This window comes from Mycoplasmoides pneumoniae FH (assembly GCF_001272835.1).
Lineage (GTDB): Bacteria > Bacillota_I > Bacilli_A > Mycoplasmatales > Mycoplasmoidaceae > Mycoplasmoides > Mycoplasmoides pneumoniae.
In genome coordinates this window covers 12,707-36,122 of sequence record NZ_CP010546.1, presented here as the reverse complement: position 1 = coordinate 36,122, position 23,416 = coordinate 12,707, and the positions used below count along the sequence as shown (strand labels likewise).

Genomic DNA, 23,416 nt, shown 5'->3' with positions numbered 1-23,416 from the left:
AAGATGAAAAAACTCTTAGTCATTGTTTACCCTGACATGAATGATGTGGAATACACCAACACAATGGTGGTATTTGGTTTTGTTAAAGAATTACAAACCGTGATTTATCACCCTAACTTAAGTACAGTTAAGGGCAGTAATGGGGTAACTTTAGTAAACCAGATTACTAGCAAGGTTAATCTGGAGGAATTTGATGGTGTCTTTATCCCTGGCGGTATGGGAGCTACCAAGGTATTAGACCATGACCAACAGTTACTCGACACTATCCGTTACTTTAAGGATCATGACAAGTATGTCTTTGCCATTTGTGATACCCCCAACGTGTTGTAAAAGCACGGCATTATTAGTGAAACGGAAAACTACTCCTCGTTTCCCAATCATAGCTTAAAGTGATCAAAGCACCGCAATGTTAGCCCAGTTACGGTCCACAATAAACTCGTCACTGGTCGTAGTGCTGGTTGTGCTTTGGCATTTGCAACTACTGCGGTCTGCACCTTGTTTGATGACACTAGTTTAAACGAGTTAATTAACCACCGCTTGTTCGGTAACGAAGCTAAAGACTAGTCATATCACCCGAAGCTTGGGGTGGGTTATCCCCATCTTTTTTTGATTTAGTTTGGTCTAAATCAACAACTACCGGCCGGCTGTCGGTTTTATCAGCGGCGGTGGGTTCGCCTTTTTTCGCTTTGAGCATTTCCACATCAATTTTAAAGTGGGCTGTTTTGCTCAAACCAATACTAATTAAGCTCAAAAAGATACTAACACCCACAGCGGATCAAAGTAGTGGGTAAGCGTTGTCCAGTAAACCCGTATACTTTTCACTAAGGATTTGGTTGGTCATCTGGTTAACGAGGAGTGCTAACAAGATCACATTAACCAAGATATTAGCAAAGAAAACAAATACGCCACTTAAGTAAGTCCAGGTTCACTTCTTTTGAAAATGGAACTTCTTGTAGGGATAATCCGCTAAGAACCACTTCACATCAAAGAAGTAGAAGATACTCGCTGCTACTATGCCTAAAAAGGGTGTGAGGAATAAAAAACGTGCTTGGGGCGTAGCACCAGTTAAGGTATACCGCGCCACCACAATGTTCAACATAAAACCCAACACTAAGGCTAGGTTTGCTACAAACACGTTATAGTGTTCCCTTCAATTACGTCGCATTACAAGAGTTTATCCAATAAAGCATGGGTTTGCTTCTTTTCGGGTACCTGGGAATAGTGGTCCATAATCAGTAAGGCTTCACTAATTAATAATGGTTTATCAGTCGCTTGCGCGTGTTGTTCGCTCAAAGCACAGAGAATCACGGCCTTAGTCAATAAGTCGACTTTTTTACCGGAAACCTTGTTGTACTTGCTTTGTACTTCTGCTTGGTTGCGTTGTTGTTGGTTTTCAATTAGTTCAATGAATTCCACACAACGTTCACTAAAGACTTTGACAATCTCTTTTTGCCAATCGTTGAGCGGACGTTCTGGCACATCATAGTCCAAAAAGGCCGCTTGGATTTGGTCAGCAGTTTTCGGTAAAAAGAACAGCGTGGCGAAGATAAACTCCACAATTGCAATCCGTCTTTGGGTTCTAGTTAATTTACTTGTTGTACCGTTCACGATAGCTCCCGTCAATGGTGGAAATCACAATCTTATCACCAGTACGAATGAACTGGGGCACATCTAATTCGTAACCCGAAACTAACCGAGCCCGTTTACGCGCCATGTTAGCGGTATTACCTTGCACTGCTTCTTCGGCAAATTCCACTTCAATCGGCACTAATTCGGGTAGGTTAACGCCCAAAATTTCACTTTGGTAGCTAATAATAGTAACTTCACTGTCTTCAGTGATAAAGTTCTTTTCCCACTCTAACTGCTTTTCGGGGATCTCAATTTGACTGTAGTCTTGTTGGTCCATAAAAACATAGTTAGCACCATCCTTGTACAAGAAGGTCATTTTCTTCTTGTCAATAATGACTTGTTCTAACTTGTCTCCGGTAAACTCAATCCAAACAATGGCCCCAGTGCGTAAGTTTTTGACCTTGGTTTTAACAATTCCCTGGCGCATTGCGGTCTTATTAAAGGTGTTTTCTAACACCAACAGAATCTCTTTATTGGGACCAAAAATCGTTTGTCCACTGCGTAAACTTTTCGCTTCAATCATGTCTGCCATATGCTTTATCTATCTTAATCTTAATTCTTAGGGTAACGAATGTACTTTCTTGTCCTGAGTGCCATTAAGCCACCAAACAGAAATGCTAAGGGTTGGGGCAATCAGGTATAAGCGGGTTTTTTAGCTAAATCTAACACTAGTTGTTGCCGTTTTAATTCTTTTAAAAAACCAGGTAACATAGTGTAAATGTAAATCACTATACCCGCGCCGTATAAGTTCATTTGTTTGAGCAAGTCACACCAGGCCTGGAACTTATCGGCATTATTTCAGGGCATAGTGGTGGAATTACCTGGTCTAGTGGCATACCACACTGCTAAGGGTTCACAAATGTAAAAGACACTTTGCACCTTATTGATGGCATTATGGTACAACAGACAGTCCTGGTAAAACAGCTTTTCTTTTAAAGGATCTAGCAAGTTAAAGATCTCGTGGCGGTAGAACTTAGCCAAGGGTTGGGAATGGGGTGTGCGTAGTTTAGTCTTTTGTTCAATTACCCCCGTTTTACCAAAGTATGGTTTGAGAAAACGCCTTCTTTTAGGGCTAATGTAACAGTAAAAGGCGCTCACAATCATGTCATGGCCAAAGTGAGCAGCTACGCGTTGAAAAGCGTTAGCTAGAAAATAATCATCGCTGTCTAATACAGTAATGTACTGACCCTTAGCTAACTGGTTTTGTTTGACAAAGTTGACCACACTGCCTCAATTGCCATTGGGTTTTTCCAAGTACTCAATGTTACTGTATTGTTGGGTATAGGGTTCTACGATCTGCTTGGTATTATCAGTCGAACCATCATTGACGATTAAAACTTGGGTCTTAGTAAAATATTCACCTTGTAAAAGCAAGGAATCTAATGCTTTTGGGATGTATTGACCACAATTGTAAGTGGGAATAATCACGGTGAATAAATACTTGAATTGCACAACTATCTTTAAGATTATAAAAGACTTTTGAAATGGATAAAAACACTATTCTTGAGTTTTGCTTTTTTGGTGATCGTTACCAACTAATGGCACTGAAAAACCCCAATAAGTTGGTCAAAAATAAACAGGTCAAAGCTGCTTTTAATGTTTTCATGAAGCACCGGACCACCTTAAGTGCTACTAACTATATGGCGCAAATTGTGGAAAACTTTGAGCAGTTCTTGGAATACATCCACGACAAACTGCAACCCGGTAAACTGTTAGCGCTCTTATTTAAAAACAAGCAGTTTTTGGGTTGGTTTTGTGTCGGGCAATGGGGCAACATGCCGGTATTATCGTTTTGGATTGATCCCAGTCAACAACAAAGTGGTGTCGCTTTAGAAACAATTAGTTTCTTTCTTAAGTACTACCAGCGTACGTTGCAACCGCGGGAATTAGTGTGATCGTTTTATGAATCCAACCAAAGGTCACGGCACCTCGCTAACAAACTGGGTTTTCCTTCCCTGTTTTACTTTAAGAAAGCTGAGCCCAATGCCCCGAAGGTGTACTTTGGCACCAAGGACTTTAAAGGGGAGTCAGTCATAGAAACCAAACCCTATCTTGGTTGAGGGTCAGGGTGAAAGGTTAACCAAATGTTAAAACCAACTAAGAACCTCACCGTTAACCTAATTAACATTGGTTTTGATGCCTATTCCGACAGTCAAAAAGCGCTGTTAGCTTGATTTAAAACCCACAAGTTAACTAAGGGGCAGGTGGAAGTCTTTTTTAACTATGAGTTGTGTTGTTTATGTATTAGTTACAACCACAAGCAAAGTTGGGTTGTTTACTCGTTTCAGCAGTTACTTGCTAAACGTTAAACTTAAAGTGACACACATCACCATCTTGCATCACGTAAGCCTTGCCCTCTAAACGGACCAGGCCCTGCTTTTTGGCTTCCTGGAGCGATTTTAATTCGTATAGTTGGTTTCAACTAATTACTTCTACTTTAATAAAACCACGTTCAAAGTCAGTGTGAATTTCACCCGCACACTGCGGTGCTAACCAACCCTTTTTAAAAGCCCAAGCGCGCACTTCTTGCTTACCAAAGGTAAAGAATGACCACAGACCAATCGCATCATAAGCCGTTTTAATTAGTTGGTTTAAACCTTGGTAATCACTTAAACCCAACTCCTTGAGCCAGTCTTGACGACCATTGGCATCCAAGCTACTCAACTCATTTTCTAATAATGCACAAACAGGAATGGCATGGGGTAAGTTATGTTGTTTTAAGAACTGGTTGAGCTGAGTGAGGTGGGGATTATGGTCAAGGTTGGACAAATCCGCTTCTGACACATTGGCCACCACTAGGATCGGTTTGGCGGTTAGTAAATTAAGTGACTTGAGTTTCTTTAAATCTACTTCATTCACTAGATGCAACACCATCTGGTTTTGTTGCAAACCTTGTAAAACGGGTGCTAGCAGTTGATATTCTTCCTTGGACTGCTTATCACCAGATTCGGCCTTGCGCTTAATCTTGCCAATCCGGGTATTCACCACCTCAATGTCGGCCTGGATTAACTCATTGACAATAATTTCAAAGTCAAATACGGGGTCGACCTGGTTATTAACGTGGACAATCTTCTTGTCCTCATAGCAACGCACTACGTGACAAATAAGGTCAACTTCTCTGATGTTGGCCAAGAACTGGTTGCCCAGTCCTTCTCCCTTACTGGCACCCTTAACTAAACCAGCAATGTCAACAAAGCGAAAGGTAGTGTGGGTAACCTTATCGGGTTTAATTAAACTCGCTAGTTTGTCTAAGCGCTCATCGATTACGTTAACTATCCCGGCATTCGGTTCAATCGTGGCAAAGGGATAGTTAGCTATTTCCACTTGCAGGTTGGTAATAGCACTAAACAAGGTTGATTTACCAACGTTGGGTAAACCAACAATTCCCGCACTTAACATCTAAGCCTTATTGGTTGAACCACAGAGCTGCATCTTTTCCAAGCAGCAGTCCACAATTGCTTGGGTAGGTGACTTTAACAATTTCCGTGGGTCATAGCCCTTATTGTGGGTATCTAAGTCCTTCTTGGCTTCCACATATTCCCGAATCGCTTTAGCAAACGCTAGTTGACATTCAGTGTTAATGTTGAGCTTGCTAATGCCTAAGCCAATTGCTTTTTTGACATCCGCTTCCGGAATTCCCGAACCACCATGGAGCACTAAGGGTAAGTTAGTCGCTTTAGCAATCGCTTCAATTAGTTCATAGTTTAAACCCTTTCAGTTGTCGGGGTAAAGCCCGTGGATGTTACCAATCCCAGCAGCTAAGGCATCCGGTTTTAAGGTCGCAATTTGCTTGCACTCTTCAATGTTGGCCAATTCACCTTGACCCACAATACCATCTTCTTCCCCACCTAAGGTACCCACTTCTAGTTCCACAGAAGCATTGGTTTGTTTAGCTAGTTCAATTAACTCCTTGGATTTAGTGAAGTTTTCTTGAAAGGGTAAATGCGAGCCATCAAACATAATGGAACTAAACCCAGCTTGCAACGCTGCCTTACAACCTTCATAACTACCATGGTCTAAGTGGAGTGCTACGGGTACAGTAATCTTTAAAGCATCGACTAAGCCCTTTACCATCGGTACTACCACTTGGTGTCCGGACATATACTTTAAAGCGCCCTCAGAAGTGGAGACAATAATCGGACTCTTGGCCTGCTGAGCCGCTGTTAATACTGCCTTAGCCCATTCATAGTTATTGATATTAATGTGGGGTACAGCATAGTGGTGTTGCTTAGCGTGTTGCAACATTTGTTTGATGTTTACTAGCATTATTGGTTATCGTCGCGAAAATCGTTAATGAGTCCTTGCACAATTTCATCACCGGTACTGTTGTCATCACCATCATTGCCCATAATGAAGTCATTCACTTCTTCCTCGTTTTCCTTCTTCTTGTTGGACAGGTCTTCATAACCCTCTTCAAAGATTTCCTTGGTCACAAACATTGCTTGGGAAATCTTGTTCCATTCATCAAACTTCATGAAGTCCCTTAACTTCCAGTTGCGTTCCCCTAAATAAACAAAGTTAGGGTCTTCCAAAAAGTCTTGGTAAAACCGCGAAATTAGGTTAGGTTCGTCTTGTTTGGAGATCTTAAAGTGCTTCACTACTTCCTTTCAAATAGCATCAAAGGAAAACGGTTCCGCCTTAAATTGGGTCTCAGCAATCTCCTTCGCTTGGGAGATGAGATCGAGGTATTCTACTTGCATAGTCATTAAATTCTAATCTAATTTAATTAATCCAATCTTTTAAATAAAAGTTGAATTACAGGTGCTAAGCTGATTTTTTGCAGTTGTTGTGGATCAGCTAGGTGGGTCTTACTACGTGCTTGGGCACTGAAGTTAAACAGGTCAAATATCTGGGTACTGGTATGAACTAAGATCGGCGCTAACAAGACAAAGCACACTTGGGTACAACGGACACAAGCAAACAGTAATTGCTTGAGTAAGGTGTAATCTGTTTGTTTGACTAACTCCCACGGTTTTAACTGGTCAATTAACTTGCTAGCTTGAAAGACTAGTTGCAGTAAGCCATTAATGCCCTTGTAAAACTGGAAGTTATTTCAAGCGGTGTCAAACTGAACCATCGCTTGGTCCGCTTGGTCCATTAGCTGCTTTACTTGAGGGTCTTGGACTTCGATAAAGTCTAACTGGCCGCCCAAGTACTTTTTGATCATGCCAAAGGTACGTGATGCGTGGTTACCAAAACTGTTGGCCAAATCAGCGTTGTAAATGTCCTTAAAGATCGCCATACTACAGCGGTTGTCCTTGTCCAAGCGCATTTCTTTAAGTAAGCAATAACGCGTACCATCAACACCAAACTGGGCCAATAGTTCTTCGGGGGAAATGACATTGCCCAACGACTTGGACATCTTGTGCCCATTACCATCGACAATCCAACCATGGGAGAGAAACTGGGTCGGTAGTTTAAAACCCAACTGGTGGAGAAAGATTGGTCAGTAAATGCAGTGGAAACGGGTAATTTCGCGTGAAATTAAATGAATGACTTCGTGTTCCTCATCATTATTGTTCCACCATTTGTTAAATTTAGGGTCGTTATGGGCAAACCCTAAGTTAGTAATGTAGTTAAACAAGGCATCAAACCACACGTAAATCGTTTGCTTGTTGTCAAAGGGTACGGGAATTCCCCAAGTCACGTTTTGCCGTGTTAAAGCTAAGTCATTTAAACCCCCATCCAAGAAGTTGTTCTTTAACTCAGCGGCTCTGGATTCAGGGGTAATGTTGAGCTTGTTTGTCGCAATCATTTCCCCAATCCAGTCCTTACTATCTTTAAAGGCAATAAATAAAGATGGTTCTTGGACTAGGGTTAACTGGTGACCTATTTCACACAACATTGTTTGTTTATCATAAGTGAAATAGTTCTGCTCACACTCGACACAGTAAGCACCCTCCCAGTTACTTTGGTAAATTAACCCCTTGTCATAAAGTAGTTGAAAGGCCTGTTGAACTTGGGCTTTATGACTAAGATCAGTGGTGCGGATAAAGTGGTCAAAGTTAATGTCTAACTGCTTTCACATTTGTTGAAAGTAAGCCACGTTTTGATCCACAAAGGTTTGGGGATCTAGACCTAAACTTTTGGCCTTACTTTCAATTTTGTTGCCGTGTTCATCCGTACCAGTTAGAAAGTAAGCTTCATAACCGTTTTGCTGTTTATACCGCTTAATCACATCCGCTAAGATGGTCGTAAAGGCATGGCCAATGTGGGGCTTACCCGAGGCGTAGTAAATCGGGGTGGTAATGTAACACCGTTTCATTACAGTTGTGTTTTTAAAAGGTGTTTAATGGTAGTGAGGTTATTGGGATCACTGCCACTGTGCCCGGCATTGTTAGTTACATACAAGTTAAGCGTTGGTAAAGCACGTTTGAGTTCCAAGGCTTGACTTAACGGACAGACTAGATCAAAACGGCCGTGGATTAAGTGCACCGGTTTGTCCTTTAATACCGCAACATTTTCCAGGATAAAGTTCGGTTTTAAAAAGCTGTGGTGCTTTGCGTAGTGACATTCCAAGAGCGCTAACTTAAAGGTAAAGTTCGCATCTTCTGCTTTCTCGTCTTTGACATAGCTAATCGGTGATAGTAAGGTATTTTCCCACTTAACCCAAGCGTTGGCTAACTGCGTTTTTAAAGCGGAATCGTTACCTTGCAACACTTCATAAAAGTAGTTAGTGAATTTCGTAAAGTCAGTGCGACAAGCCTGGGGAATGGCTTTCAGTAACGTTTGGTGTTCGTAAGGGTAGAAGAGCTTGCCCAAGCCCAACAGCATTTCAGCCCAGTCTTGTTCACGGCCCAAAAAGAGCGCTCTTAAAAAGACTTGTTCGACTACTTGGGGATGGGTAATGGCATACACTAAGGCTAAAGTAGAACCCCAACTACCACCAAATAGGGTCCAACGCTCAAGTTTTAAGTGTTGGCGCAACGCTTCCAAGTCCCCAACTAAGTCTTGGGTAGTGTTGTGCAGTAAGGGATTAACCGCTTTACTTTGACCACAACCCCGTTGGTCTAACAAGATTACATAGGTAGTGTCTAAGTCAAAGTACTTTAAACAACCCGCATCCGTACCCGAACCTGGTCCCCCATGAACGTAAAGTGCTGATTTTCCTTGGGGATTACCAGCAGTTCAAAAGTAGACCTCATGACCATTACCAACCTTTAAATAACCACTTTGCTTAGGACTTGTATTCATTCTTAAGTGCGTTTAAATATTGTTTTACCTCTTGATTAGGTTTAATAAATTCCTTGAGCTTGCGCAACTCTGGCGCACTGTATTCACTTGGACGGGCATAACTGATAATAATAATGAGATCCCCGGCCTTCTTGCGGAAGTTCTTCGTAAATTTAATCCCACCACCAGGGATTACTATTTGCTCGCCACTCTTAGTACCAGCACGTAAGTTGAATTCCTTAATGCCTTCTAAGGTAGGGAGTTCAATTTTCCCTCCGGTGATAGCAATCATCGGATCGACTAAAACATTGGCTACTACATTATGGTCAACCCGTTTAAAGATCTTACTCGGTAGTACCCCCACATGGACCACTAACTTGCCAACGTGACCCCCGAATTCATTACCACCATGGTCATCGACTAACGCATCACCATGGTAAATGCCAGCGGGAATCTGAATTTCCTTGGTAGTTGGTACCTTCTTGTACTTACTTCCCTTACAAGTCTTACACTTGTGTTTGGCCTGTTTACCCTGACCACCACAGCTCTGACACAACATCTGGGACTGGACTGTACCAAAGATGGAGCGTTGATTCTTCAAAATAAAACCATTGCCTTCACAACTGTTACAGCTAACCATCCCGGTTTCTCCCCCTTCAGCCCCAAAACCATCACAGGCACTACAGGTCACCCGTTTGGTATATTCAATCGTCCGAGTACAACCATTAGTCATCTCAAAGAAGCTAATGTCTACCCCCACCGCAATCTCTAAATCATAGGGCAAAACAACCCGGTTTTGCCGCGACTTTTTGCCCCTACTAAAGATAAAGTCAAACGGTGAACCCCCGTCCATGTCAAACGAAAAGCCCTCACCAAAGACACTGTTAAAGATGTCAAAGGGATTAAACCCAGTTTCATGGAAGCCAGAGGCATTTAACCCTTCATGGCCAAAGCGGTCGTACATACCACGCTTCTCGGTGTCACTTAAGACCTCGTACGCCTCATTGACCTCTTTAAACTTCTCTTCGTTTTGTTTTTGGACAGTCTCACCCTCACCCTTATGGCGGTCGGGGTGGTACTGCATAGCAAGCTTGCGGAAAGCTCGTTTGATGTCTTGTGCGGTGGCGGATCTGGAAACGCCTAACACTTCATAATAATCACGTTTACCAGCGGCCATTTATCACTTTAATCATTCGAGTGTTAATTATAAAACTGCTTTGATTTATTCAAAAAGACGTAATAATTCCTCATTGGTCAAGGATTCGAAAAAATTGACGTCTTCCACTAGCGTTTTGCTCACTAACTCCTGTTTTTCGGCCTGCACTTGACAGACCCGCTCTTCAATCGTATTTTTAGCAATAATGCGGTAAACTTGGACTGTTTTCTTTTGTCCTATGCGGTGGGCCCGGTCAGTCGCTTGGTTTTCCACGGCGGTATTTCACCACACATCAAAGTGGATTACCACTTCAGCGGCAGTGAGGTTAATTCCCACACCCCCTGCTTTCAAGGACGCTAACAACACACAAGGGTTTTTGGCATTGTTGAACTTCTCGATAATACTGTGACGGCTTTTAGGAGACTTACGGCCATCAAAGATAAAGTACTCAATGCCCTGCTCTTTAAAGGTGTCTTTAAAGTGGTCAATTACATCAATGAACTGGGTAAAGAGGATAATCTTGCGCTGGTTTTCAATCGCTTCGTGGATAATTTCTAAAGCAGCTTCCTTTTTGGCACTGTTTTCCAAAATACCCTGACTGTTTTTGGGTAAACTACACAAGTGCCTTAACTTCAAGATTAAAGTCAAGATGTTAAAGGAACTCTTGTCTTGGATTTGCTTAATTTCCTCCAAACCGCGGTCACGTTCTTCCTCATACAGCTTCTGGTGCATTGGGTTTAATTCTACGTAAATATCGGTGGTAATTTTGTTAGGCAGTTCCTTCAAGACCTTGGACTTGGTACGACGCAAAATAAAGGGACTAGTGCGCTGCATTAACAAATGGAAGCTTTGGTCGGTTTTTTCCTTTTCAAACTGGTCGGTAAACTGCTTTTTGTTCCCTAAAAAGCTTGGGAGCACAAAATCAAAGCAGGATCAAAGGTCCAACAAGCGGTTTTCTATTGGCGTACCAGTTAAGGCCAAACAGAAGTTGCCCTTCACCTTTTTGGCAGCTTTGGTAATTGAAGAGCTGTCGTTTTTAATGCCCTGCGCTTCGTCAATTACAACATAGTGAAAGCGCTGTTTGGTAATTAACTTCACATCACTGCGCAACACGTTAAAGCTCACAATCAGGATTTCGTTAGTAAGTTTTTCGTACAACTCACCGCGTTCCTTAGAAGGGATGTTAGCTACCTTGACCTTAATTTGCGGGGCAAACTTTTCAAACTCACTCTTTCAGTTCAACAATAAAGAAGCCGGAACAATAATTAAGCTAGGGAGGTTAACGTGGTTTTTGAGATAGCTGTCCAACAGCGCAAAGATCACCTGCACCGTTTTCCCTAACCCCATTTCGTCAGCCAGAATACCACCAAACTTATTTTCCTCCAAACCGCGAATTCACTTCACTCCTTCTTGTTGGTAGTTGCGCAGTGAAGTAATCTTTTTGTGTTCTAAGGAAAGGTCAAAGACGTTGTTGTTTTGGTCTTCAATCTTTTTAATGGTCGGTACATCAAACAGGTTTTTAATGTCCAAGTACTGACTAAAGATCTTGGCCACTTCAAACAAGTAATATTTCGGGAGGTAGATGTGATTACCATCACTGGTAGCGTTGCGTAAGTCAAACTGGTTTCAGAACTGGATTAGTTCTTTAGCAGCTGGTTGCTTGAGGTCATACCAACTCTCCTGGTCGATACAGACCACATTGCCCTTATGGTAAGCGGATAAGATCCGTTTAATTAATTTCAGTTCAACCGCACTAGGGGCAAAACTTAACTTAATTTGTTTGTCATCAACAGCAACTGCTTCTAGATCAGACAGGGCAAAATGAAGCGGTTTTTGGTGGAGTAAGTTATCGGATAAACTCACTTCAGCCAAATCCACGGGCATTAAGTCATCTAGCGCTGCTTTAAAGGCCTCAATCTGGTTTTTGTCCTGGATCGGTAGGTGTTCAAACTTACGGAAGTAACCCAAATCAAACTGGTCTTGGTAGAAGTTTTCCACGGCCTCTTCGTAAAACAACAAGCGGTTAAAACCACCGCGATCCGACTTTTTAGCCATGTAATAGCGGTGCGGATACACCGTGGTTGTGCCCTTATTAAAGTGGTTCTTGTACTTAAAGAAGGCATCACTGACAAACTTGTTTTTGACCGGATCGTACTCGACCTTAAAGTACAGCTTCGGTAGGTATTCCTTTTCCTTGACAATACTGTCTTCACTTTGAAAGTAGAAGTTCTTAAAGCCATCACGCTTTAGCTGAATTAAAAAGTGAAAGAACAGCGGTTCCCCAAACTGGAGTTTGTAGATGTTAATGGTGTAAGGAAACTTAAAGTCAGTGAACTTACTCAGGTACGCTGAGCGCAACACAATCTGCTTTTCCTTTTGTTTATAAGTAACAAAGTCAAATACCTTCTTGCCACTAAAACCACAAACATGGTTTAAACCATGGTGCTTTTTGGAAATCCTTAAAAAGAGGATGTTGTCAATTTTGTCATCGTTAAAGACAAAGATGGTGGGCTCCGTGTTGGCTTGTAACTCCTTTAAAAAACCCGCTAACGGAAAGAGCAAACTGTTGCGGTCATACCCCACTGTAAACTGCTTGCACAATTTATCAAAGAAGAGTAAGGTAGCGCGTTCCTCTGGTTTAAACTTGGACAATTCGACTGAGTGCAAAGTGTCGTTTTCCAAGTGAAGGAAGTACACAAAGGTCGCATCACAACAATAAAAGCGCAAGACACTCGGTTGGGGATTGTGCTTATCTAAGTTAATCGTGAACCCCAGCTTAAAGTTTCATCCCCCGGCAATAATCTCTAAACTGAGGTTTTCAATCAGCATTTCGGCCTGATCACAGTCCAAGTGAAAGGCTTCAGCTAAGTTAAAACTGCGTTTGGACTCCACTAGCATTTGGTGGTATTTGAGCAATACAGCTACAATGTGCACGCAGTTGTCAACGTTAGCCAAACAACTACACTTACACGTTAGCTCACCATCTTTAGCCGTAAAACTTACTTTAATGACCTGGCTGTTGTACAATACTTCAGCCATGCCCCGCGCCTTATTGAGGTATTTTTTGGGCAAGACTACGTTACCATGCTCAAACAGGTTTTCCGCTTCGACAAACTTTTGCGTGGTTTGTGCAAATTTCCTTATTTCAGCAATCGTCATGGTTGGATCTTACTTCACAGCAGAGCGCTTTAATCGAGCATAAAAACCGTTTTGCCGCATTAATTGTTCATGGTTACCCATTTCCAAAACTTTTCCATCATTAATCACAATTATCAGCGTCGCATTACGGATGATTGAGAGTCGATGGGATATTATAAACGATGTTTTATCCTTCATTAGTCTGCCTATTGATTGTTGGATCAATTTTTCGGAGTGTACATCGATGGAGCTCGTGGCTTCATCCAATAATAACACCGGGGCATTACGAATAACAGCGCGGGCAATAGTTAACAGTTGGCGCTCACCGACCGAGAGATAATCAGTTTTGTTGGAAATAAAGGTGTTGTAACCTTGGGGTAAACGCATAATAAAGTCATGAGCATTGGCCACCTTGCACGCCTCTATAATTTCCTCATCAGTGGCATCTTGCCGTCCCATGCGGATGTTTTCCTTAATCGTGCCACTAAACAAGAAGGGGTCTTGGAGCACAATCGAAATCTTTTCCCGTCAAGCAGTTTCACTCACCTCACTAATCTCAAAGTTGTCCATGTAGATCTTCCCAGCAAACGGTTTGTAGAACTTCATCAACAGGTTAATAATGGTGGACTTACCCGCTCCAGTAGGACCGACTATGGCCACAATGTCACCGTGTTTAACCGAGAAATCAATCCCCGTTAAAATTGGTTTGTCCGCACTGTAACCAAAAGCTACCTTTTCAAAACGGATGTTGCCCTTAATGTTGGGTAACTTAGTAATGGTGGCCTGTTTTTGGGGACTTTCTAGATCCAAGATCTTGAAGACCCTCTCGCCACTTACTATCCCTAACTGGATTAAGTTTCACAAGCTAAAGATCTGGTTTAAAGGGAGTGCTGTTTGACGTAAGGCCGCAATGTAAGACAGCATAAACGAATAGTTAATCGCACTCACCCCAAAGGAGGGAATGTTATTCACACTAAAGGCCGTGGCAATTGAGATCGAAGCTAAGTAAGTAATATTGGAAATAAAACCAAACCAGGAGTAAATAAACACCGCATAGGTATTGGCCTTAATGGTGGGGTTAACCATCGGGCGGTTGTACTTGTCAAAGTTATCAATCATCACCTCTTGCAGTTTCAAGACATGAACTACCTTATGGTTCGACAACACTTCTTCAATGTAACCCGACATGTCCCCTAAGTTGTTTTGCACCTTTGCATAAGCAGCGCGTGCCTTCTTTAAAAAGAGAAAGGAAAGGGCAATTAGAGCAATTAAGACTGTTAGCGAAATTAAGGCAATGACTGGACTTAAAACAAACAGAATCGTCGCTGTTGTCATTAAGATAAACAAACTCTGAATTGTCTGTCCACCCACTTGGGCATACAGGTTGTTAATGTTGTAAACGTCGTTGGTCAAGCGACTCATTAAATCCCCGTTGTTCTGCGTATCAAAGAAACTAGTGGACATACTTTGAATCTTGAGGTAAGCCTTTCAGCGCAACAAGGCACAGATCTCTTGGTACAGCTTTAAACCTAAATAGTTCTGCGCTACGTTAAAACTAAAGATGAGAATGTAAGCCACAACCACGGTAACACAAACAATCGTCAAGCGCTCCATGACCGGTAAGTTGTGCGCAAATACCAGTAAGTACACTGATTGGATACCATCAGTTTCGGTATTAGTGGTAGGAAAAATAAAACCCAGGCCCTGGGCCAAGAGAATCGAGTTAGTAACCCCAGTGAGAATACCAAAGATGGCACAGACCATGACATACAGCACCTTGGAGGAAGTGCGACCTTGCACGGACTTAATTAAACGTCACAAAATCTTCCAGGAATTGGGTTTTTGGTTATGCGACAGCATCGAAATCACCTCCTTGGTCTTTTTGTGCTTGCTTCATCTTGACATAGATGTCACAGCTCTGCATGAGCTTAGCATCACTGTCAAACCCAGCAATCCGACCGTTATCAATCACCATAATTTTGTGCGCGTACTTAATCGAATTAATGTTTTGACTAATAATGATCTTAGTGGTGCCCGGAAGTTCGTTGGCAATGTTTTCCCGGACCTTCTTTTCGGTTAAAGCGTCCAGCGCACTCATACTGTCATCCAACACTAAGATTTGTGGTTTAGTAATAACGGTTCTAGTAATGGCGACGCGTTGTTTTTGCCCACCAGAGAGGTTTTTGCCTAACTGTTCCACCGTATGGTCATAGGTATCGCTGAACTTTTCGATGAAGGTATCAGCACAAGCAATGGCAGCAGCGCGTTTCATGGCAGCATCCTTTTTGCTATCTGGTTCGTGCTTCCAGTCTTCCCTGGTTTCCAGGCCTATCTTAATGTTGGAAGCAATCGTGCCCTTAAAGAGAATGTTTTGCTGAAAGACAATCCCGATCATCTTGGCTAAATAGTCACTGTCAATCGTTTTAATACTTTGACCACCAACAAAGATTTCACCTTGGTTGGGTTCATATAAACCCCCAATAATATTAGCTATTAAAGACTTACCCGAACCAGTAGGTCCCACAATTCCGTAAGTCTTACCGGCCTCAAACTTAAAGTTAAGGTCTTGCAAGAAGTCCCGGTTTTCCTTGTTACCTAACCCAAAGGCCACGTTTTTGAATTCCAAGCTAGGGGCTAGAACTGTTTGATCAGGAACCACATGTTGTTGGATTTCCGGTTTATTCAAAACATCCTTAATCCGACCCAAGGCCACGCGGGAACGGGTAAAGTTGACCATTGTTAGCGAGGTCAAGATTAAACCCAAGACAATATAGAAGTTGTACTGGAAGAAAGCAAAGATGCTGGGTCTAATGGCAGCATTATCTGGTAGGGGATCCACTCTGACTGAATTATCTAGTTGGAAGACTAAAAGCAACGCAATGATGATAGTCATACTGGAAAAGAAGAAGGTAAAGGGAATGTTCAGTGTATTGACAAACAACGAATTCGTACTCGACTTAGTTCACCTTGCATTAGCTGCCTTAAACTTGAGACATTCCGTGTCCTTTAAGTTAAACGACTGCACTACCTTGTAACCCGACACATCTTCCTCCACGCGTTCGTTAATTTGGTCCACCGATTTCTGGTTGTTCTTAAATAACGGGGTCGATTTCTTGTTGAGAATCCCAATCACTAAGAAGGTCAAAGGAAAGGTAATGGCTAGCGAAATCGACATGTCAGAGTTAGTGGCAATAGCAAAGGCTAGACCCCCTATAAACAAGAAAGGTGCACGAACAATTAACCGCAAAAAATCAAAGGTCATGATTTCCATTAAGTAAACGTCATTGGTCAACCTTACCAACAACGTAGAAGAGCCATATTGGTCATGAGAAGGTGCGGTAATGTGCATAATCTTGCGAAAAATCTTCCTTCTTAAAAAGTAAGAGGTATTCCCCGCTACTATGCTGGCACAAAAAATGGAAATTAACCCAAACACTAAACCAAAGAGTGCTAACAAGATCACTGAGGTCGCTAACACTATTTGCGCTTCCTGGACACTTTGGAAACTTAACTTACTTTCAGCAATAAAATCAACAGCAACTCCCTCGCCTGATGCTTCTTTTTGTTTAAGCGTGACAATTGAGAACACTACGGCAATAGCACTGGCCAAAAAGGACGGAATAATAAGATCAATAATAATCTGTGCAAAGGTGAAAAGCGGCGCCAGAATTAAAGCTGTTCTTATTTTCCTGTTAAATTGTTTTAAAACAAGACCCATAAAAACTACTTGCTTTAATTATAAGACCGCTTAAAAACTAGCTTTGGCTAAATTAATATAATTATGAAGCGAACCTGTACGAAGATTTTGCCTGGAAGTATAGCTCAGTTGGTTAGAGCACACCCCTGATAAGGGTGAGGTCGATGGTTCAAGTCCATTTACTTCCACCAATAATGGGGATGTAGCTCAACTGATAGAGCACCTGATTTGCACTCAGGAGGTTGAGGGTTTGAGACCCTTCATCTCCACCATTAAAGATCCAAACGTCTAACTAGTCATATAAGATTAAGTTAGGCGTTTTTTGTTTAGCTTGACAAAAAACAACAACTTAAGAGATGTCCTTTGATGGCAAGCAACTAGCACACGAAATCCTTTTAACTTACAAAAACAGGGATTGAAGTCAGGTCAAATTAGTCATTCTGCAAACTAATAATGATGTGTCATCTGATGCCTTTATTCGCCAAAAAATGAATGCTTGTAATACTCTAGGGGCCCAGAGTGAACTAATTAAGTACCACGAAAGTGTCACTGAGAAAGAATTGTTAGAAAAAATTCAACAACTCAACACTGATCCTGAGGTAACAGGGATTATCTTGCAACTGCCAGTGTATCCCCATTTAAAACAAAACAAGCTCTTAAAAGCAATTGATCCTTACAAGGATGTGGATTACTTAACTGGTAACTGCCCCCTACCCATTAGGTCCTGTGTGGTGGAAGCGGTGTTAATTTTGAAAGAACACTTTCACCATGATTTCACCAACAAGCAGATTGTGGTGGTGGGTTTAGGCGTCACTGGTGGCGGGCCGATCTTTCACTATTTAAAGGAAACGGGTCATCAGGTGGTGGGATGTGACAAGCATACCCCCAACACCATGGAGCTAATTAAAACCGCTGACGTGGTGATCACAGCCATTGGCAAGCCCCATTTCTTTAAGACCACTAACTTTAAACCAGGTGTTATTCTTTATGATGTGGGGGTATCACGTAATGCCTTAAACAAACTGTGTGGTGACATCGATCCTAATGGGATAGAGAAAGTTGCCAAATGGTGAAGCCCCACACCTGGAGGGGTAGGACCCTTTACTGTGTTAGCCATTATGAAAAACCTTTGAGTCCTTTATGAAGCACATCAGCGCCGTATATAACCCTGCTTTTACTAACATTGCTTCCAAATTAAACCAAACGGAACTGTTAAAGGATGCAGCCCAGAGCTTAAACATCCAACTCGATTTCTTTACTTGCTTTGATATTAATACCAATCAGGATAAGACCAAACTACCCTTTAAGTCCAATACCATTTTGTTTTTGGATAAAAACATAGCGTTAGCGCAATGGTTAGAATCAGTTGGTTTGCGCGTTATTAACAGTTCGATTGCCATTAATAACGCGGACAATAAGGCCTTGAGTCATGCTGTTTTAGCGCAACACCCAACCATTAAACAGATTCCTACATTAATTGGCCCACAGAACTTTCGTTTAGCTTGATATCCGGAAAAGTTGGAACAATTCATCGAACAAATTAAGCGCTGTTTTCAGTTTCCAGTGATTGTCAAAAGTATCTATGGTTCTTTTGGTGATTACGTTTTTTTGTGCAAAGATGAACAGAAGTTACGTCAAACCTTAAGCGGGCTAACTGAACAGATCATTGTGCAGCAATACATTGCCACTTCTAATAGTGAAGCGGTCAGGGTAATTGTGGTCAATAACCAGGTAGTTGGGGCCTTACATACTCAAAATGAGGGTGATTTTCGCTCTAATTTAAATAAGGGAGCGGTTGGTGAACCATATCAACTAAGTCAGGAAGAAACCAAATTAGCAATTACAATTAGCCAAGCAATGCAACTCTTTTATTGTGGCATTGACTTTTTATTTGACCAGGATCGTTCGTTAATTTTCTGCGAAGTTAATTCCAATGTACAGCTCACCAAAAGCTCGATGTATTTGAAAACTAACCTCGCCATTCAACTTTTAGCATCAATCGCATAATGGCCAAAATTAAGTTAAAAAACAGAAAAGCACTCGTTGTTTACAATAAGACCGATTTTGACAAGAACAAGCACTTTGCTCAAGCACTAGTCGATGAACTGAACAAGAAAAAACTAGTTGGGCATATTTTGCTGTTAGATGATGAAACCGCTGATCACAAACACATTAAAAATGTGGAATTGATCATTAACCGTTCGCGCAGAATTGATTTTTTAACCAAACACAACTTTCTCAACAGTTTTCTCATTAATCCCCAAAATATCGTTTTGGTAGCCAATGATAAGTATGAAACTTACAGGTGGTTAAAGCAGCATAAGTTCTTGACCGTTGATACCACCATTTTTGATCCCAAAAAGATTAAGACTTTTCCGATTGTGATCAAAAAGCGTGATTCTCATGGTGGGGAAGATGTGCACTTAATTCAAAATGCGGAAGAAATTAAGCAGTTACCAATTCAAAATCCTAATGAGTGGATTGTCCAACCATTTTTGTCAATTGGTAAAGTGGAATACCGGGCTTACATCTTGTTTGGTAAGGTGTTAAAAACAATTAGAAGGACTGCTAGTGGTGATGATTTTAGGGCTAACTACTCACAAAATGCTGCTGTTGATTTGTTTAAACTAAAGTGATACATGAAGCACAAAATTAAACGGATTGCTAAAAAGCTAGGTCATGGTTACTACGCCATTGACTTCTTCTTAAATAAGTACAACCGAATAGTGGTCAATGAAATCGAGGATGCTGCTGGTGCTAGGGCACTAACCAAAATGTGTCCTGACTTAAACCTACCAAGGGTAATTATTAAATCGTCCTTAACTCACTTTAAACATCATTTAAAGCGCCAAATGATCCCTTAAGGCTTTAGCTCAGTTTTTCGGGTAAAGTAGTAATAATTCATTTCAGTCCTTAACTTTACCCTTTAGCTGAACTACCTTAACCTGAAAACCAGCATTTTTTAAAATGCGTTCCAGGTTAGCAGCAGCTACTTTACCAGCAAAATCATTGTCTAAGCAAAGCACCACTTTTTCGATCTTACTTTGTTGAAAAAACTTCATTTGTTTATCTGATAAAGTTAATCCACATAAAGGCAAGCAGTTCAAAATACCACCCTTACGGAAAGCTAACCAATCAAAATCACCTTCAACTAGGTAAATGGTGTTCGTTTCCGTTGGTAAGTGTTTTAAACCTAAAAAAGATTCACTTTTACTTGGTGGTTTATTAATAGGTAAATAAAGGAACTTCTTTTCAAAACCTACCTTCCGACTTAAAAAACCAACTAACTGGTTGTTAAAGTTGTACAGTGATAAATTTAACCACTGTTTTTCGCCCAAGTAAGCTAATCCACCACCAACTGACAAGAGGTCTTGTAAGTTAAAGCCCCTTTTAGTGAGGTACTGCATTGGACATCTATACTTCAGGTTGCGGTGATAGATGTAAAAGAGTTGTTCTAATTTTGTATTTCTAAGTTCCATTTAACTAATAAATGGTTACAAGAACTAGTAAGCGCCAAAATAAAAATACCAACAGATAACCTATAAGGGTCAACTGCTGGTATTTTTGCTTTGATTGTTATCTATTTAGATTCCAATTTTTCTAGACGCTCGTTCATTTTTTCTAGCGTCTTTAAAATTAACTGTAGGGTTTTACCTTGGGCTTTTTGTTCTACTTGAAGTTCTTTGATTTGCTCGCCTTGGGCTTTTTGCTCAACCTTAATTTCTTTTATTTCTTCGCTCTGAGCTTTGATTTGTTCTCCTTGAGCCCTAATCTGCTCGCCTTGCACTTTGACAGTTTCAGTTAATTGTTCAATTTGTTTTCCTTGAGCTTTGATCTGCTCACCTTGAACCTTTATTTGTTCGCCTTGCGTTTTTTGCAGTTCAAATAAAACATCAACTTTGTCTTCGACGCGTTTGAAATCAGCTTTGGTGGCAAAGTCTTTAAGCTTTTCATCAAGCTCACGGTGGGTTACGTATTTATCTGGTTTGGACACTTTCTGCTTTCCTTCATTGGGATCATCCGGACCACCTGGATCTTTCTGACCACCTTGTTCTTTAGGGCCTTCAGAAACATCTGGCGTATCAGGATCTTTAGGATCTTCTGGTTTATCCGGACCATTTGGCTCTTCAGGACCACCTGGTTCCTTTGGGCCTTTAGTAATACATGGTCCATCTGGTTGGTCAGGTGTGTCCGGTGTATCTTCTATTATTGTAAAGTCTTTGTCTTTAAAAAAGTACTCCTTAGCAGCTTTGTGCAAATCATTTCTTTGCTTGGTATAGACAATTTGAAAATTAACTCTTTCCTTTGTCCGGGAAAGGATATTAAATTCCTTTTGGGAAATAACTTTAGGCATTAATAAATTCCTCCTTTCTGCTCAAGGTTTAGAAAACTAAAACGTGCAACTTTGTTGCCAGCAAGGATCAAAATCATCGTTGATCTAATAAATATATTGAGTAAAGACATAATTTTTCCTTCACTAAATAAATTGACCAGAATTTCAAAAACTGCCAATAAAATTGCTAAAAATTTTTGCAATTTAAAGTAAAGAGACTTCAAACAAAACAACATCAAGAGCGATCCAAGTCACCCAAATAAATTTTTAAGAGTATTTAGAAACATAAGCGATGTATTTACATCTCTTAAATGCCTTTAAAAATAGCGAAGTGACAAAAACCTTTCAAAAGCTTTTGAGAAAAGTAAATATTTCTTAATAGTTAGAAGAAGCTAAAAAACTAAATTACAAAAAGCTCCAAACTTTTTGGCGTCTTTGTAAAACCAAGTCAATTTATTTAGTGGGAGCAGGAAGAGCTGCTGGAATCAAAAGTTTTTACTGCTCCCGGCCAACTTAATAAATTTTTAGAAAACATATTTTTACTTATACATCAAACTAACAATCTCCGTTAGCTTTTAAATCGTTAAAAAATTATTTTTAGTCATCTGCTTTTCGCCCTAAACAGATGGCTTTTTTATTTAGATGTGGATGCTTTTACTGAATTAAGTTGAAAAACAATAAAACACTAGATAAAATTTACCATTACCAAAAAGGTTCTATTGCCGTAGTTAGTTTTTCTGTACCTCAATGAAATTTAAATACCTTTCAATTCCGTTTTTATCTTCAACTTTATTGTTTAGTGCTTATGCTTCTATCCAGTCTGATCTAAGAAATCTTATTCAAGAAACCACTAAACAAGACGTTGATGTGTACAAAGTAATCAAAACTTCTGAAGGCAGAAAAAACTTAATAACTTCTCTAAAGAAATCTTACGAAGTTAATCCTGATAAAACCACAAAACTATTGTTAGATGCCTGAAAACAGAGTGCGGAAAAAGGTGAAATAGATATTGAGAAAATTAATTTTCCCGATGTTGGTATTTATGCAACAGGCAATGATCCTTTAAAAATCGAACTAAAAGTTGAATATTTCGATATGGAATATCAAGATCTTAATAATTTTTCGATAAATGCTAAGTTGAACTATAACTTTAATTGGCATGGAAATTATTCTTCCAATGGGTTTGCTGCCAAAAAAGGTGACAAACATGTTTTTGATCTTCCTCTTGCAATTAAGCCATCTTCAAAGAACCAATCTAAAACGATAAGTTTCATTACTAAGACAGGGGAAGGCGTTGACACAGAATGAATTGAGTTCCCTGTTTCACTTAGTTGATCATTGCAAGGCAAGATAAACAAAGTCAAAGAGATCTTAAGAAAATCTTTTTGGAAGGCTATGATACTAGAACAAATTCTGAATACACAGTTAATCTCTTTAGATACTTGCTTTTCTTAATTAAGTAATTTACTACGTGCGCTAATGAAATTTAAATTCTTATTAACCCCACTATTATCTTCAGTTTTATTTCTTAGTGCTTGTAGCGCCACTTTCGAAGCTGATCTCAAAAATCTTATTAAGGAAACAGATGGTAAAGACCTTGATGTTTCTAAATTAATTATTACTTCGGAAGGGAAACAAATCTTAATAGGTTATTTAAAAAAATCTTACGAAGTTAACTCTGAAAAAACTACTGAACTATTACTAAATGCCTGAAAGCAAAGTGCAGAAAAAAATGAAATCGGTATTGATTTATTTAATTGAACTAAATCGATTTTTTCAGGCGTTAATACTTTTAATAAGAAACAAAAAGTTGAGTATTTCAACATGACATACAAAGGCATTAGCGATGTTTCAGTTAAAGCCAAGTTGAACCATACTCTCACATGAAATGAAAATTATTCTTACAGAGGATTCAATATCCACAAAGGTGACAAACATTATTTCAACAGTTTCCTTACTCTTAAAGCGAATTCATATTTACCATTTACGTCAAAAAATTTTGATGTCTATTCCAAAAGAATTAGGTTATCTGTTTCGTTTCATTGAATACTAAAAGGCAAAGATGAACTTAGTCAAAAAATTCTTGACAAAACAGTTCTTAATGGTTATATTGAATACATAGTTGATAACTACCAAATTAATCTATTCAGATATTTAGTCTATTTAATTGAGTAATGGCTTAACTAAAAATTCAACTTAGTTTTGTTTTTTATTGTTCAAAATTCTTTGAACAACCTAACGTTGTTCTTCAAGATTTTTTAGTCGCCTGTTTTTTAATGATTTTTTGTTA

Annotated in this window: 22 protein-coding genes and 2 tRNA genes; 9 read left to right on the top strand and 15 right to left on the bottom strand. The window is 40.2% G+C overall.

Annotated elements, in window-relative coordinates; translation table 4 throughout:
• Positions 1–3: 3 nt before the first annotated feature.
• Positions 4–330: a DJ-1/PfpI family protein gene (locus tag F539_RS00175; protein ID WP_010874389.1), complete on the top strand. Its 327-nt coding sequence runs from the start codon at positions 4–6 to the stop codon at positions 328–330.
• Positions 331–553: 223 nt separating this feature from the next.
• Here F539_RS00175 and F539_RS00170 read toward each other — a convergent pair whose 3' ends face one another.
• The 4 genes from F539_RS00170 to F539_RS00155 are packed head-to-tail and all read right to left on the bottom strand — an operon-like array spanning position 554 to position 3,081.
• Positions 554–1,165 carry a DUF5453 family protein gene (locus F539_RS00170; RefSeq protein WP_010874388.1) on the bottom strand — a complete coding sequence of 204 codons (612 nt, stop codon included), beginning with the start codon at positions 1,163–1,165 and terminating at the stop codon, positions 554–556.
• Positions 1,165–1,608: a DUF1948 domain-containing protein gene (locus F539_RS00165; RefSeq protein ID WP_014574845.1), complete on the bottom strand. Its 444-nt coding sequence runs from the start codon at positions 1,606–1,608 to the stop codon at positions 1,165–1,167. Before F539_RS00165 ends, F539_RS00170 begins: the two co-directional genes overlap by 1 nt.
• The gene (gene efp, locus F539_RS00160) at positions 1,589–2,161 is read right to left on the bottom strand and encodes an elongation factor P (RefSeq protein ID WP_010874386.1); all 573 of its coding nucleotides are present in this window, start codon (positions 2,159–2,161) and stop codon (positions 1,589–1,591) included. The genes F539_RS00165 and efp overlap by 20 nt, the downstream gene beginning before the upstream one ends.
• A gap of 20 nt (positions 2,162–2,181) precedes the next feature.
• Entirely contained in the window at positions 2,182–3,081 is a 900-nt protein-coding gene (locus tag F539_RS00155) for a glycosyltransferase family 2 protein (protein ID WP_014325295.1), read from the bottom strand.
• 32 nt (positions 3,082–3,113) lie between these two features.
• On the opposite strand from F539_RS00155, the gene F539_RS00150 reads away from it, so the two are divergent.
• Positions 3,114–3,938, top strand: coding sequence for a GNAT family N-acetyltransferase (locus tag F539_RS00150; RefSeq protein WP_014325294.1), 825 nt, complete (start codon positions 3,114–3,116; stop codon positions 3,936–3,938).
• On the opposite strand, the gene ychF is transcribed toward F539_RS00150, so the two are convergent.
• From ychF to F539_RS00105, 9 genes are read right to left on the bottom strand one after another with little or no spacing between them, the layout of a single operon-like run.
• The gene (gene ychF / locus F539_RS00145) at positions 3,928–5,028 is read right to left on the bottom strand and encodes a redox-regulated ATPase YchF (RefSeq protein ID WP_014325293.1); all 1,101 of its coding nucleotides are present in this window, start codon (positions 5,026–5,028) and stop codon (positions 3,928–3,930) included. The genes F539_RS00150 and ychF overlap by 11 nt on opposite strands.
• Positions 5,029–5,895, bottom strand: coding sequence for a class II fructose-1,6-bisphosphate aldolase (gene fba, locus F539_RS00140; protein ID WP_014325292.1), 867 nt, complete (start codon positions 5,893–5,895; stop codon positions 5,029–5,031). It abuts the gene before it with no gap.
• Positions 5,895–6,329 (bottom strand): DNA-directed RNA polymerase subunit delta, encoded by a 435-nt coding sequence (gene rpoE, locus F539_RS00135; RefSeq protein ID WP_014574844.1) that lies wholly within the window; start codon positions 6,327–6,329, stop codon positions 5,895–5,897. The genes fba and rpoE overlap by 1 nt, the downstream gene beginning before the upstream one ends.
• A 26-nt stretch (positions 6,330–6,355) precedes the next feature.
• Positions 6,356–7,894 (bottom strand): methionine--tRNA ligase, encoded by a 1,539-nt coding sequence (metG, locus tag F539_RS00130; protein ID WP_014325290.1) that lies wholly within the window; start codon positions 7,892–7,894, stop codon positions 6,356–6,358.
• Positions 7,894–8,823 carry a prolyl aminopeptidase gene (gene pip, locus F539_RS00125; RefSeq protein ID WP_010874379.1) on the bottom strand — a complete coding sequence of 310 codons (930 nt, stop codon included), beginning with the start codon at positions 8,821–8,823 and terminating at the stop codon, positions 7,894–7,896. Before pip ends, metG begins: the two co-directional genes overlap by 1 nt.
• Positions 8,807–9,979, bottom strand: a complete 1,173-nt coding sequence (locus tag F539_RS00120; protein WP_010874378.1) for a DnaJ C-terminal domain-containing protein — start codon at positions 9,977–9,979, stop codon at positions 8,807–8,809. The genes pip and F539_RS00120 overlap by 17 nt, the downstream gene beginning before the upstream one ends.
• Positions 9,980–10,024: 45 nt before the next feature.
• Positions 10,025–13,117, bottom strand: a complete 3,093-nt coding sequence (locus F539_RS00115; protein WP_014325288.1) for a DEAD/DEAH box helicase — start codon at positions 13,115–13,117, stop codon at positions 10,025–10,027.
• A 9-nt stretch (positions 13,118–13,126) separates the two neighbouring features.
• Complete coding sequence (locus F539_RS00110; RefSeq protein WP_014325287.1) at positions 13,127–15,031, bottom strand: ABC transporter ATP-binding protein; 1,905 nt, start codon at positions 15,029–15,031, stop codon at positions 13,127–13,129.
• Positions 14,943–16,814 (bottom strand): ABC transporter ATP-binding protein, encoded by a 1,872-nt coding sequence (locus F539_RS00105; protein ID WP_014325286.1) that lies wholly within the window; start codon positions 16,812–16,814, stop codon positions 14,943–14,945. The genes F539_RS00110 and F539_RS00105 overlap by 89 nt, the downstream gene beginning before the upstream one ends.
• Before the next feature lie 93 nt (positions 16,815–16,907).
• On the opposite strand from F539_RS00105, the gene F539_RS00100 reads away from it, so the two are divergent.
• The 5 genes from F539_RS00100 (at position 16,908) to F539_RS00080 (ending at position 19,657) form a co-directional block, all read left to right on the top strand.
• A tRNA-Ile gene (locus F539_RS00100) sits at positions 16,908–16,984 on the top strand.
• Positions 16,985–16,989: 5 nt separating this feature from the next.
• A tRNA-Ala gene (locus tag F539_RS00095) sits at positions 16,990–17,065 on the top strand.
• Between the two features lie 84 nt (positions 17,066–17,149).
• Positions 17,150–17,959: a bifunctional 5,10-methylenetetrahydrofolate dehydrogenase/5,10-methenyltetrahydrofolate cyclohydrolase gene (locus tag F539_RS00090; RefSeq protein WP_014325285.1), complete on the top strand. Its 810-nt coding sequence runs from the start codon at positions 17,150–17,152 to the stop codon at positions 17,957–17,959.
• The gene (locus F539_RS00085) at positions 17,934–18,800 is read left to right on the top strand and encodes a RimK family alpha-L-glutamate ligase (protein ID WP_010874373.1); all 867 of its coding nucleotides are present in this window, start codon (positions 17,934–17,936) and stop codon (positions 18,798–18,800) included. Before F539_RS00090 ends, F539_RS00085 begins: the two co-directional genes overlap by 26 nt.
• Positions 18,800–19,657: an ATP-grasp domain-containing protein gene (locus tag F539_RS00080; RefSeq protein WP_014325284.1), complete on the top strand. Its 858-nt coding sequence runs from the start codon at positions 18,800–18,802 to the stop codon at positions 19,655–19,657. Before F539_RS00085 ends, F539_RS00080 begins: the two co-directional genes overlap by 1 nt.
• Here the strand turns inward: F539_RS00080 and F539_RS00075 are convergent.
• On the bottom strand, positions 19,634–20,272 hold the full coding sequence (locus F539_RS00075; protein ID WP_010874371.1) for a DNA primase-like protein: 639 nt from the start codon (positions 20,270–20,272) through the stop codon (positions 19,634–19,636). The genes F539_RS00080 and F539_RS00075 overlap by 24 nt on opposite strands.
• 101 nt (positions 20,273–20,373) lie before the next feature.
• The gene (locus F539_RS00070) at positions 20,374–21,147 is read right to left on the bottom strand and encodes a DUF16 domain-containing protein (RefSeq protein ID WP_014325283.1); all 774 of its coding nucleotides are present in this window, start codon (positions 21,145–21,147) and stop codon (positions 20,374–20,376) included.
• Positions 21,148–21,873: 726 nt separating this feature from the next.
• Here F539_RS00070 and F539_RS00060 point away from each other — a divergent pair.
• The gene (locus F539_RS00060; protein ID WP_010874369.1) at positions 21,874–22,581 is read left to right on the top strand and encodes a lipoprotein; all 708 of its coding nucleotides are present in this window, start codon (positions 21,874–21,876) and stop codon (positions 22,579–22,581) included.
• 24 nt (positions 22,582–22,605) lie between these two features.
• On the top strand, positions 22,606–23,301 hold the full coding sequence (locus F539_RS00055) for a lipoprotein (RefSeq protein WP_010874368.1): 696 nt from the start codon (positions 22,606–22,608) through the stop codon (positions 23,299–23,301).
• Positions 23,302–23,416 lie beyond the last annotated feature (115 nt).